At 36.5% G+C, this 13669-nt stretch carries 9 protein-coding genes and 1 pseudogene; 5 read left to right on the top strand and 5 right to left on the bottom strand.

The genetic code is table 11. From position 1 onward, the window contains the following. On the top strand, positions 1–1757 hold a 1757-nt coding region (locus RTK36_RS10405; protein WP_312046901.1), incomplete at its 5' end, for a PEP-utilizing enzyme. Positions 1758–2045: 288 nt separating this feature from the next. On the opposite strand, the gene RTK36_RS10400 is transcribed toward RTK36_RS10405, so the two are convergent. Genes RTK36_RS10400 through RTK36_RS10385 form a run of 4 tightly spaced genes read right to left on the bottom strand, consistent with a single transcriptional unit; the run spans position 2046 to position 5365 of the window. Continuing rightward, positions 2046–3257, bottom strand: coding sequence for an ABC transporter permease (locus tag RTK36_RS10400; protein WP_312046898.1), 1212 nt, complete (start codon positions 3255–3257; stop codon positions 2046–2048). Positions 3258–3259: 2 nt separating this feature from the next. Further along, complete coding sequence (locus RTK36_RS10395; protein ID WP_312046895.1) at positions 3260–4135, bottom strand: ABC transporter ATP-binding protein; 876 nt, start codon at positions 4133–4135, stop codon at positions 3260–3262. Further along, positions 4119–4868, bottom strand: coding sequence for a hypothetical protein (locus RTK36_RS10390; RefSeq protein ID WP_312046891.1), 750 nt, complete (start codon positions 4866–4868; stop codon positions 4119–4121). Before RTK36_RS10390 ends, RTK36_RS10395 begins: the two co-directional genes overlap by 17 nt. Then, positions 4865–5365 carry an RNA polymerase sigma factor gene (locus RTK36_RS10385; RefSeq protein WP_312046888.1) on the bottom strand — a complete coding sequence of 167 codons (501 nt, stop codon included), beginning with the start codon at positions 5363–5365 and terminating at the stop codon, positions 4865–4867. The genes RTK36_RS10390 and RTK36_RS10385 overlap by 4 nt, the downstream gene beginning before the upstream one ends. A gap of 1376 nt (positions 5366–6741) precedes the next feature. Between RTK36_RS10385 and RTK36_RS10380 the strand changes: the two genes are divergently transcribed. Next, a complete protein-coding gene (locus RTK36_RS10380; protein WP_312046886.1) occupies positions 6742–8787 on the top strand; it encodes a methyl-accepting chemotaxis protein in 2046 nt (681 codons plus the stop codon). A gap of 705 nt (positions 8788–9492) precedes the next feature. On the opposite strand, the gene RTK36_RS10375 is transcribed toward RTK36_RS10380, so the two are convergent. Beyond that, positions 9493–10692, bottom strand: coding sequence for an MFS transporter (locus RTK36_RS10375; protein WP_312046883.1), 1200 nt, complete (start codon positions 10690–10692; stop codon positions 9493–9495). A gap of 453 nt (positions 10693–11145) precedes the next feature. On the opposite strand from RTK36_RS10375, the gene RTK36_RS10370 reads away from it, so the two are divergent. The 3 genes and pseudogenes from RTK36_RS10370 to RTK36_RS10360 all read left to right on the top strand — a co-directional run. Next, positions 11146–12117 (top strand): helix-turn-helix domain-containing protein, encoded by a 972-nt coding sequence (locus tag RTK36_RS10370; RefSeq protein WP_312046880.1) that lies wholly within the window; start codon positions 11146–11148, stop codon positions 12115–12117. Positions 12118–12266: 149 nt separating this feature from the next. Beyond that, complete coding sequence (locus RTK36_RS10365) at positions 12267–13208, top strand: ABC transporter permease (protein WP_312046878.1); 942 nt, start codon at positions 12267–12269, stop codon at positions 13206–13208. Beyond that, positions 13209–13669 (top strand): annotated as a pseudogene (locus RTK36_RS10360) (ABC transporter permease); the annotation flags it as partial.

Genomic DNA, 13669 nt, shown 5'->3' with positions numbered 1-13669 from the left:
TCAAAAAATGTGAATGCTATTACGGATGCCCTATTGATATAGAATGGGCATATGAAAATGGCAAGCTTTATCTTTTGCAATCTCGCCCAATTACAACCTACTTTCCCCTTTATGACGAACTTTTGAGTAAACCAAATGAGCGCAAAGAGCTTTATCTTGATATTATAAAAATGACGCAAGGTTTCCAATGGTCTATGAGTGAGCTAGGTGGTGATATTTTCTGTGAGCTTGTAAATAAAGCAAAGCAGGGTATGTTTCCTGTGGGTAAGGACGGAGCTGTTTACAGTTGTCATGGAAGAATATATATACTTCTTGGGAATTTGGGTAAGACTTTTGGCGAATCAAGAGTTAAAAAAATAATTTCATCCGTTGATCCAACTTCTGCAAAAATATTTTCCTGTTTTTCATTTGAGGACTATATTCCAAAGTATAAACCTGAAAAACTAAAAGGTACTTTGGGAAAAGGTTTAAAGTTAGGTGTGAAAATGAGCCCCTCTATAATTTCGGCAGCCATCAATTTTGAAAAAACGATACAAGAATATTACAAAGCTACCAATTACAGCATTGAGAAGTTGGACAAATTGCGTAATAGTAGCAATGATTTTGCTAAGCAGATTGATGTTGCCTTTGAAGTTTTTGATAATCTAGTATTTAAAATGATGCCTATAATGCTTGCGATGAATGCTACAATATCGCTCAAAAAGATGTTTAAGGACAAAACATGGGAAGGAGATATCATTTCACTCAGCATGGATTTAAAAGGGAATCCTACAAGCAAAATGGGATATAAACAAGTCGAACTTGCTTCATTTCCAGAGTTTATCGTAGTCAAAAGTTTTGAGGAGTTTTCTAAAAAGCTGAGAGACAAAGAATTTTCTACGGAGTTTATGGAGGCTTATGCGCATTATATGAAGCTGTACGGTTGCAGAGGTATCGGTGAAATTGATATTGCAAGCGTGAGAACTCGCGAGAATATTGAAGGATTTTATACCATGTTAAAACAACTTAATATTTACGATAATGCGCTGATTAAGGTTAGAGATAAGAAAAAATCTGCTTATGACAGACTTTTAAGAGAGGCCATAAAAATCGGCAAAAGGGAAAAATTCCTAAAGCTTGCAAAACAGCTTGAATGGATGGGTCTTCGTGAACATCCCAAATATATGTATGTCTATGCTATTGATGTTTTAAGGCATAATGTACTCAAAATTGCAGAGCAATTTGTTTTAGAGGGAAGGCTAAATAAGGTTGAGGATGTATTTTATCTTACGAGAGAGGAAATTACAAAAGCGCAAAAAGATAAAACCCTAGATCTAATTTCATTAATAAATGAGGAGAAGAAAATCCGTAAGCAAACAGAAAACGTGAAAAATTGGCCTACCATCTTCAATTCCAGAGGAGAGATTTTTATTGCTAAAAGAGAGGCAAAGGAAGGAGAACTTTCAGGGGAGCCTGTTTCACCCGGTGTTGTAAGCGGCAGAGCGAAGATTCTTCATGAACCGTTTGAGAAAAAGTTAGAGAAAGGTGAAATCCTTGTGACAATTGCAACTGAGCCGAGCTGGACGCCGATTTTTATTAATGCTTGTGCCGTTGTAATGGAGATCGGTGGTGCATTGCAACATGGTGCAATCATAGCAAGAGAATACGGGTTACCATGTGTTACGGGAATTGAAAACGCAACTGAAAGGATAAAGGATGGAGATTTAATTGAGGTTGACGGTACAAATGGATTTGTGAAGATTATTAAAGAAAAATAAGCTTAGGTAGGCATTAGTTTATCGAAAGATAGGTTAATGTGTTTTTATACAAATAATGCAATTAAAAGGATTTTCTTTTGAATTACCAAGTACAAATTATATTTGGACAAAATATGATATTTAGGTAAAGAAAGAGCCGTTGCATCAAGATAAAGATGCAACGGCTTAATTTATGATAAACCAGATTGTTAGGTAAAATTAATCGCTAACAGAGGGTTTGCTCATACACTGTATATGAAAAATAAAATCTGGTTATTCTCTTTGCCTCATGAAAAACTTCCTTTTTCATCATGCTTTCATTCTCCGTGACCAAAGAGTAACGGTAATAGGAATGCACAGTATTCCCAGACACACAGGAACAATGATTAGTAAGTAAGGCGACCATACTACTTTGCCAAATAGGTGATATGTGTTTGTGCGGAATATATCCGTTGACTGTCCCACGAAGGGAAGCAAATCAAGTAGCTTTTGCGCCCAAAGCGGAACAAATTGAGCAATTGCCAATGGAACATAGACCACGGCCAAGCTTGCCAACAATGATGCAAAATTACTTTTCAGCAGTGAAGAGAGAAGCAGCGTAATTCCAGTAAATCCAAGGGATGCCAGTAAAACATATGCATACTCATAAATCTCTGCTTGTACCATATTCATGGGGGCAGTAGCCAGTAACTTTATAACCTGAATTGGCATGTCCCAACCACGGGTACCCATAAACAAAAGCTGTGCGCCAATTGCTCCTATGGAAATTAAAGTAAATAGTTCTAATGTGAATGCAATGCCAACGCCGATTTTTGCTAACGCCGTCTTTTGCCATCCATTTCTGGTTGTAACAATAAGGGATTTTGTGTTATTATGCCATTCACCAGAAAACATGGGCGATAGTACAATCGCTATAAACAAAGCCATCACCATACCAATGCCACTCACAAAATTGGCAACAACTGTTGACCAGCCTTCTACCCAATCATAGTTAAAAGGTATAGGTGTTTTGGCATCCATATTTAAAAAATAGTTTTTTTCTTGTCCCGTCTGTCCATTTAGTTCTAAAAATGTATCAACTGCTTGCTGCCTACGTTCATAAAAACCAGTAAGTTTATCCGGGTCAACGTAGTCAAGCATCATATATGGGTTTTCTGATTTTTCTAATTCAGGCCATAACGTTTTTACCCATGTATTCAGTGTATTCCAGTCAGTCATTTCATAGTCTTGCCGTTGGCCTGACTGGGATTTATCCTGATAATCTCTTACCATATGCTGCAATGTTTCATCTGTAAGAGGACCACGCCACTGATCCGCATAGGCTTGATTGTTGCGAATATTTGAATAGCCATCAAAATTGTTACCGAATGTACTTGTATAGTCATTAGAAGTTCCAAAACTAAACCACTGATAAGACAAAATGCTTCCAAAAATTACGATATATACAAAGCAAAGAAAAACACATATTTTTAGATTCTTTTTTCGCCACAGCTTTTTATGCTCTAATATAAATAGTTCCATTTTTATTTAATTCCTTCCTCTGTTGGAAAATAGTATAGATATAAATCCTCTAAGGTGGCTGCGCAAGACATTGCATAGGGGGACGGCTGTTTCTCAGAAATAATGCGGAGAATAACCTGCTCATTGCTATGACGTAGATTTGCAACAGTAACAGTATCTTCCCACTCTCTTGCTTCTTGTGGAGAAACCGTTAGTTCCCAAACCTTTCCTTCAGCCTCCTGAACCAGTTCTGGTATCGTGCCTTGGAGCAAAAAGTTTCCTTTTTTCATAAGGAATACCTTATCTGCAATTGCTTCAATATCCGATACGATATGTGTAGATAACAAAACAATTTTGTCACTGGCAAAGTTGGCAATCAAATTTCGAAAACGGACACGTTCCTTGGGGTCAAGTCCGGCAGTTGGCTCATCAAGCACCAATATTTTAGGGTTGTTCAAGAGCGCTTGCGCAATCCCAAGGCGCTGGAGCATTCCACCTGAAAATGTTTTTACTTTCTTTTTAGCTACACCGCTTAAATCTACCATATTTAATAATACCTTCGCTCGCTTGCCAGCGGCAATACGTGGAATGCCTTTTAGTGCCGCAATGTACATCAGAAATTCATGGGCCGTATAATCTGGATAATATCCAAAATCCTGTGGCAAATAACCGATAACGTTTCGATATCTAGGTCCCATATCCATAATACTCTGTCCGTTAAACAGAACTTCACCGGATGAGGGTTCCAATATCCCGCATAGCATTCGCATTAAAGTGGTTTTACCCGCTCCATTTGCTCCTAATAAGCCATAAATCCCTGGAGATAAGCTAGCGGTGATACCGTCAACAGCGATTTTAGGACCAAAGTGTTTTGACAATCGATTAAGCGATAGATCCATACATTTTCCCTTCCTTTCTGGCCTCTGTCAGAAAATAAATTTCCCTGACAAAAAAACAAGTAAATAAAACAAAAGCAAGTATCCATAATCCAATTGCAGATAATTGGTACAATTTGGGCGCTAATCGGGATAAACCTCCAGCAAACATACTTGTAGAAAAACATACAATCATGCTGATTTGAAATGCATGTCTCTTACACGTTCGGATACACCAAAGCATAGCCACCATACATCCTAAAAAAGGGACAACCGCATACAGAATTAACTGAAACATATTCGCAGAAAAATCTGTTTTAATGGCCGCCAGTACCAAGGTAATGGACAAGCAAATTAAGTCTGCAGCCCCGGCCAAAACTAATTTTGCCAGAACGATTTGTGCACCAGAGGCTCTTGTGGCGGCTTCTATTTCACACATATTGTAAGTTTGATTCTGAAATAGTGAAGGAATACTGGCCAAAAGAAACAATGGCGTAAATAGAGGAATCACATTAGGCACATTGTGAACGGATAGGATGCAAGCGCATACAAGGATTAAAATCAATATCTGCATTCCCCAAAGGCGTAACCCAGAATGGCGAAATATATCGCTTAAAAAAATCCAAAAACCAGTTCGTTCTTCTTCCTGGGTTACTTGTTGCTCATTCAAAATGATCTTGCACAAATGCTGTGTTTCCAGCAGCCGTTTCGGAACAGGCCCTTTACTAAGAGCGTTTTTGATATTTTTTCTATTCATGGATTCTCCTTTCTCATAATTGCTAAAGCTAACCTCACACGGCTTTGAATGGTTCGGATAGGAACGCCTGTTATTTGGGATATTTCCTGAAAACTCAATCCTTCTGCAAACCTAAGAATAATCGCTTCACGCTGTGGCGGTGATAAGCGTTTTAATAAGTTATTTATTTCGGAACGATTTTCTACTTCCGAAAAATAATCTTTGGAATCCCCTACGTCTTCATCAAGTGCATAAAGTTTTTGCTTTCTGGATTCGTCAATACAAAGTCGGTGGGCAATCGTATATAAATAGGCTCGAAATTTGCTACGATGATCATATTGACTAAAATTCCGGAATACCCGCAAAAATGTTTCTTGCGTTAAATCTTCGGCTCGTTCAGAATCAGAACAATGCCATGTGCAATATCGCAGAATAGCAGTATAGTGACGTTCAATCAACTCATTTGCATATTCGATATGTCCGCGTTTTATTTGTTTAACTAATTCTTTATCTTGCACTGCTTTGACTCCTTTCATATAGATTAACGGTCAAACTTGCGATAATGATTAATAATAGTTCAAAAAAATGTAAACTTCATGCAGTAATTAGTTCTCTTCGCATATATTTGATGTACGTTCTTCTTCTTGATTAAGGCATAAAATCCAGCGTAAAATTATGCCTCTGACACATGACGAAATGCGGTTCGGAAGGAGAAAAGTAGCGTTTGGTCATAATATGTTGTGGTTCTAGGGGGATTTTGGTGTTAAAAGATAGCAAAAAAATTGACGCTTTTGACCCCGAAAATTAATTATTGCACAACAAGTAATTCATTTGATGAAATGATTATTGAATATAATGTCCAAACAATTTAATAAAGAAATTTATGAGAGCAATGACATTAACGTATATGAATACAATGTTATAGCTCTTTTTTCATATAAGAAAATCAGTAGACTTTGTTTCCATGATGAAATTCTCATTGCAAAATTGAGTGGCGAAACTTTGAGTCTTGAAATGTTATGATAGTCTGATTTTAAACGTAAATAGATGAGCTAAATAATTATTTTGATTAGCGCATTATTATTCTAGTATGAATAAATTATTCTAAAATGAATGGAAAATATTTGTATATTATCCAAAATAGAATATAAAAATCTAATGAGTATATAAAATACTACTATTTATAACGGTAAAACCGGTTTTGCATTTTGGCACAATTATTGCTTTTTAAAAAGTGTGATGTTTTTTGTGTTGACGAAGATTTTGTGACACCTGAACGTTTGGTTTAGATTATTAAATATGAAAAGAGAAAGACAGATCTAATTTATGCTACTTACTTTTAATTTGAGCAAGAAGGGCCATAAAAACAAAATCGAGGAGCAATTCGGTTGCACAAACAAGGGACGCTGCGATAGATATGACAGGTGTGATACACGAAGAGCGTAAATCTCTCGTTCTATTGCAGAATACAATGGGGCAAATTTTTTCGCTTCATCTATGGTTATGGCATGATATACTTCGGTAAGATTTATGCGTCCTGACTTTTTTCCATATAGAGGCGGAGGATTTTTTTGAACGCAGGCTCATAATGATTGTTTGGCATTTACAACTCTCCTTATATTAGTTTTATTTAACCAAACTTACATAGGTGTTACAGCTTTATTATAGCAGATCATTGATAAAGCTTCTGTAATAAATGCGAATAAAAGTAACTTGACAGTTTTCCAGTACAAGTATCAATTGGTGCTTTTATGAGATATCTAGAAGGTACATAGACTTGTATTGTAAAGCAGATTACAGAACGGAGGGGATAGTATTTGCATCTATTACTATGGTATAGAACGGTTACATAAAAACAAATAGATCATTTACATATTATTCGGAGGGGATGTCTATGATTAAAAAGAAAAGTACTAGCTTGCAAGTTAAACTTGTTATTATTATTTTACTATTTGCATTGTGCCCGCTGATTTTAGTATCATCAATTTTTATAAATTCAACAAAAAAAACCATAATATCTGAACAAAAAACATCATCTAATAAGCAACTGTATATGTTTAATAGCAATATTGATTCGATGTTTGAGAAAATGTTAAATGACGTAAGTGGATTAACAAATGATTCACTATTAAAGCAGACAGATAATACGATCACAAATTTTTTGGACAAAAATGGACATATCAATATGACCCCTAGCAAAAATGGAGAGCTTGAAAGAGCAATATATCAGATGTTTAAAAAATTTGGAGAAACGCACCCAAATTATCAAGATGTATATATGGGGACAGAATTTGGAGGATATTTGCAGTATCCTGAGGGGAATATGGATGCGCCTTATGATCCGAGGCCGAGACCATGGTATCATGGTGCGGTGGAAAATCCAGATGAGGCAATATTAGGGGAACCTTTTTATTGGGCATCGGAGGACACTAATTATATCGGTGGTTCACAAGCGTTGAAAGATAATAATGGCAATGTAATTGGCGTTGTAGCATTGGATATGAGTTTAGCTTCGGTTACAGAATTGGTTGAAAAAGCTGGACAGGATACAAAAGGATATTTTTCTATTGTTGATAATAAAGGAACCATTATCGCAGATCCTAGTAATAAAGAGAATAATTTCAAAAAAGTGGACGCGGTATACGGCAGTGAAATAGGATCTCTTATTTTGTCTGGGATAGATTATGATGAAATTAAATTAAATAATAAGGTTTATCTAATTAAATCAATAAAAAGTGAGAAAACAAATTGGACATATATAGCACTTTTGGATAAAGAAAGTATGCTTATGCCCATTAAAAATCTAGTGAAATTGGAAATCACTTTAATTGGAATTGTTTCATTATTAGCTGTTTTAATTGGTGTGTTAATAAGTAAAAAAATCTCAAAACCAATAAAAGAAGTTTCTCTAGCTGCAAATGAAATTGCAGATGGAAATTTTTATGTAGAAATAAAAACAAAAGCAACTGATGAAATTGGCGAACTTGTTGATTCATTTAAATGTATAGGTGTAACTTTAATTCAGTATAAAGAGTACATAGAAGAAATCACAAATATTTTAAATCAAATAGCGGATGGTAATCTGAATTTTGAATTGAAACAAGAATATATTGGGGAATTTTCAAAAATCAAGGATTCGCTTTTGAATATATCTAATAATCTTTCATTTACAATTCAAAATGTAAAGACTTCTTCGGCACAAATTGGGTTGGCATCTAATCAAGTAGCAGCTGGTGCACAAACGCTAGCTCAAGGGACAACGGAGCAAGCAAGCAGTGTTGAGGAACTTTCTGCAACAATTACGGAAGTTTCACAGCATATCAAGCGGAATGCTGGTAATGCACAACTTGCAAATACAGAAGCACTATCTGCTGGAGAGGAAGTTAAGAAAAGTAATTCTCAAATGCAAGAAATGAAAGTGGCTATGAATAATATCAATACAAAGTCCACTGAAATCAGAAAAATTATTAAAACAATTGAGGATATTGCATTCCAAACAAATATCTTAGCACTAAATGCGGCTGTTGAAGCAGCACGTGCTGGTAGTGCAGGGAAGGGATTTGCCGTTGTTGCTGACGAAGTTAGAAACTTGGCACAGAAATCAGCCCAGGCAGCAAAAAGTACAACAAATCTTATTGCAGAAACAGTACAGGCTGTTGAACATGGTAGCAAAATCTCTGAAAGTACCGCGCAATCAATGTTTAATGTTGTAGAGGGCTACGATAAAGTGCTCAACGTAATTACTGAAATTTCCAACGCAACGAAAGAGCAAGCAGCCGCAATTTCGCAAATTGTAATGGGCGTTGACCAGATTTCATCTGTTGTACAACACAATAGTGCAACCGCTGAAGAAAGTGCAGCAGCAAGCGAAGAATTAAACTCACAAGCAGCAACGATGAATGAGCTGGTAAGACAGTTTAAATTGAAAGATTTTGACTAAATAGATTCGTATTCAAAGGTTGACAGATCAAGATTAGTAATCGTGGAACCCAAAGAAGCATTTCAGATGCTGCTCTGGGTTCTTTTCCTTTGACTTGATAAAGGGGGGGAGCCTTCAACATGTTGTGGTTTGGAGCGGTTTTGGGTAGTTTTGGCTTGGAAATAGGCAAGAATATAGATAACATAAGAATTTTGAAGAGAATTTCATGGTATTAAGGCTAAGTGGAGAGGTCAACAAATGATCTGCAACTTAGCCTTCTTACATGCCAAAAAAATGATATTAATCTATAGAAAGATTTGCTAAGATTGTATTCATGCATTTTTTAAAGTATTGTTCTTTTACAGATTTCAGCAGATAGTGTAGGGTTTGAACATCGTAACCCTGAAAACATCCAAAAGTGAAGGTGAATTTTGGAGAACAGATGTTAGTATGTATGATGTAGATTTTTTAGATCTTCAATTAGACGATACAAAGACGAATTATCTTTGGCTCAAAGTCTGCGTAAAAACGATTATCCAGGTTCCATAATATTGTGATATAGATATAAGGTGGTCTTAAAAAAATTCACGATCTAAAAACCCTATTTCACGACCTACCACTAGAATTTGGGAAATAATGTTGTTAATATATTTCGTAAAAGGGGTAGAGAGTAAAGGTAAATGAACGATGTATTTAGATTTTAGGCTATCATGTGCATTAGATTTATTATGACTTCGCATCTCTACCTGCTGTTTTATTTTTTAATCTCAACGTCAGCAGAATTCCCAGGAAATACACAACGGCTCCAAATCCATATGCACTAGCAAAGTTTCCTATATGATCAATAATCCATCCAGATACTCCTGGCCCTAAAGCTTGACCAATTGCGTAGAATATAGAAATAAAACCAATTGCAGCCGAAACATATTTGGGTGGTACCTGTTCAGATCCTTTTACTTGAATCAGTGTTACAATTCCACCGATGGATGATCCCCAAATAATTGAAGATATGATAAAGCCTGTTGTGTTGGTAAGCATAATCGGAAAGAGGTTACCAGCTACAGCAAAACACCAAGCAAGTAAAAGAGTCTTCTGCGCTCCAATTTTATCTGAAATAATTCCCCAAACTGGACCGCCAACAATACTAAATATTCCTGCTATTGCATAAACAAATCCTGCCACTTCGTTAGAAAAGCCTTTGCTTAGCATAAAACTTGTTTGATACAGGTTTGGAATTAAATAAGCCAAACCAAGAAAAAAGTACAAAACGGCTATTTTTGTAAGTTCTTTATTCTTTAGCCATTGAGGTTTTTCTTCAGTTTTTGTTTTCTGCATAACATCGGGATTTTTCAGGATTATGGATGCAATGATCAAAACAATTAAGGATACGACTGAAAAAAACACCCATACAGCTCTCCAGCCCAAGGTAGGAAAGTGCTTCATTATCAAAGGAATCATAAATCCGCTTAAAAGCATTCCAATACCCGCACCACTTAGTAGAATTCCCAGCGCCATGCCTCTTTTATGTGGAAATCTTCCGATTACAATGGACATCAGCGGAGTAAAAACGAGAGAACTGCCGGCACCGGAAAGGAACATGAATAAGCAGATCATCCAAAAATAGGATGATGCCGAAATTCCTATCATTGCTACAAGAACCAAAAAGCCTCCACTTAACAATACTGTCTTTGCACCCCAACGAATGGCAAGCACTCCTGATAAACCAACTGTCAGCAAATATCCCAAGAACATTACAGTACCAACCAAACCTGTTTGTGAAATAGAAAGATTCATTGACGCTTGCATGTAGGGTAAAACGGCGCCATAGGCCATGCGGGCAAATCCGCTGGTTGTTAGTACTAGCAACAGACCGGTTAAAGAAAATAACCAGAAATCTAAATTTTGTTCTGCGTTTTTATTATTCATAAATTCACTCCTTATGTAATTACTATTTTGAGAACTGGAAAATCACAAAGACATTTAGGCTTTATTCATGTCTTTGCGTGTGTTTATAGAAAGTTTTCATTGAGGATTGTATCAAGCATTTACTAGACTACCAGCAACTTATACCTCTTGCCACTCTGAAAAGATAGAATTCCATCTGTTTGGACAATAAACTCCCACAATTTAATGAAAACATTTGCAGTTTCTTTTGATGGATGTTTAAGATTTCTATTTTGTCAGGCAGAAGTAGTTATTTTTCCGGTAACTTTAAGTTTGATTGTTAAGGTGGAAATAATATAATATGTATGTTATAATTTTTGTGTTAGGTATAACTAACCTATCGAAGGATATTGCTGATTTAAGCATTGCGAAGCTTATTTTTTCGTAATTTTCAATAAAATTATGAAATAATGCTAGTAAAGGATAAGGTGAAAGATGAATGATAAACAAATAACGGATTTTTTTGATCCAGAGGTACAAAAGACAGCCAGTGAAGACGGCTGTTCTGTATATAAGATGCAAAATGAAACTGGTGAGGGCGTTATTACCCGATACAAAATATTACCGGGCATTGAATTGTTTTATAACGATTTTCATATGAAAGACGGACAAAATGAAAATAAACTCCCGCACCCCGATGTGCTTGAAATCAATCATTGTAGAGAAGGTCGATTTGAGTGTGTTTTTAGTAATGGGGATTGCCAATATGTTGGTGCAGGTGACTTTGCAATCAATCGCTTATCAAATGAAACTACATCGACCACCTTCCCTTTATCACACTATCATGGAATTTCCATTACCATTGATTTGAATGAAGCAGTAACCACAATGAAGCAAGTTGAAAATGTGTTGGGCGGACTACATATTGATCTGTGTCAGATAGCGGAGCGACTGTGTAGAAAAGATACTTGTTTTATTCTGCGAAGCCATAACAATATCGAGCATATTTTTGCTGAGTTGTATAGAGTTACTCCCAAAATGATAGCCCACTATTTAAAAGTTAAAGTATTAGAATTGCTCATGTTTTTGAGTGATGTCCAAGTTGGTGAATATCAGGAGGAACGTCGATATTTTTCAAAGAACCAAGTACAAGTGATAAAACAAATGCAAGCATACATGATTGCCGACTTACAAAGGCATTATACCTTGCAAGAACTTTCTAAAAAATTCGACATTCCCCTTACTTCTATGAAAGTTTGTTTTAAAGGAGTTTATGGTTGTTCAATTTACTCTTATATGAAATCCTATCGTATGCAAGCCAGCATACTTTTATTGCGAGATACAACAGAAAACGTTACAGAAATTGCCATGAAAATGGGCTATGATAACCCAAGTAAGTTTTCAGAGGCTTTTAAAAAAGAATTTGGAGAACTGCCGTCTGAATATAGAAAGAAGTTGTCCAAATAGAGGGATATTGGTCTTTTTAGAGTAGCGTATAAAAATATAATTATATAAACTCTTATCTGCGAGAGCGGATGACTTAAGGGCGCTTTAGAGCGCTCTTTTTTTTGAGTTGCGGTTAGCTTAACCTAACTAAAATTGAGGAGGTGATCGTAATGAGGCGGGATATGAAAATATATATTCTGAAAAAACTGATCGAGTTAATATTTACACTGTTTTTTGTGACATTGCTTTCGTTTCTTTTGATGCGCTTGTCATCCGTTGACCCGGCAACCGCATATGCCAAACGAATGATAGGAAGTCCGACAATAGAGCAAATCGAAGCCATTCGGATAAAGTTGGGTTTTGATAAACCTTTACTGATTCAATACGGACGTTGGGTAATTGATTTACTTCACTTTGATCTTGGAACATCACTGGCAAATGGACACAAGGTTTGGACTGATATTGCAACTGCTTTTCCCAAAACACTTGGAATTGTTTTCTTGGCATCTATATTTCAAATAATTACTATCATTGTGTTGAGCTGCATTGCATTTTTGTCACCTTGGAAGATTCCCAAAATCGCTTTGCAGGGCATTTGTATTTTAGGCGTGTCTATCCCTTCTTTTTACTTGGCAACAGTATATCTGGATTACTTCGCAGTAAAAAAATCTCTGATTGCTGTAGCGGGAAATACCAGTTTTCTTAGCTACATATCACCTGCACTTTGCATTGGAGTGTTTGGGGCTTCCTTCTATACGCCAATGTTAATGGATGCACTGGAGCATGAAAGTAATGAAGACTATGCATTCTATGCTCGTTGCCGTGGATTGTCGGAAAGTAGACTTTTGTTCTTTCATTTTCTGCCTCGTGCCGCAGTTGGGCTGATTCCGAACTTTCTGCAAAGTATAGGTCTGGCTCTGGCAAACGTCACTGTAATTGAGCAGATTTTTTCCATTCCGGGATTTGGGTATTTGATTGTCAATCATGTATTGGATCGAGATACGCCTATGATTCATGCAGAAGTGTTCTTCCTGGCTCTGGCAATTGCTCTATGCAATATTGCTGCGGATTTGATCCAATGGGCGATCCAAAGGAAAAAGGAGGTGGTGTAAATGAAAAAGAAGAGCGCGGCACGTAATCTTTCTGTTATAATTCCCGTGATTTTGATTGTGCTGTTTTTAATTGGATTTCTATTTGCACCTAATAATCCGATGGAATCCAATCTTTTAACAAGATTTCAAAAACCGAGCACTACGTACCCATTTGGAACCGATCAGTTGGGGCGGTGTATTTTCTCACGAATTCTTTATGGAGGATGGACAACACTTGGAATTGTGCTGGGCGGCTCGATGATAGTCTTTTCATTGGGTACAATCATCGGTATGGCAACAAGCCGTGCGATTATGAAAGAAAACAGTTTTATTGACGGACTTATCAATGCAGTTACAGCAATACCACCTATTGCATATTTGATCGTTTTTATAGGTGCATGGGGGAGCGGAGCGAAAACCACTCTATTTGCGCTGACTGTATCCTATATCCTTCGTTACATTAAATTGGTACGAACCCGAAC

The organism is Anaerotignum sp., from assembly GCF_031981185.1.
Lineage (GTDB): Bacteria > Bacillota > Clostridia > Lachnospirales > Anaerotignaceae > Chakrabartyella.
This window is presented reverse-complemented; position numbering and strand designations above follow the sequence as displayed.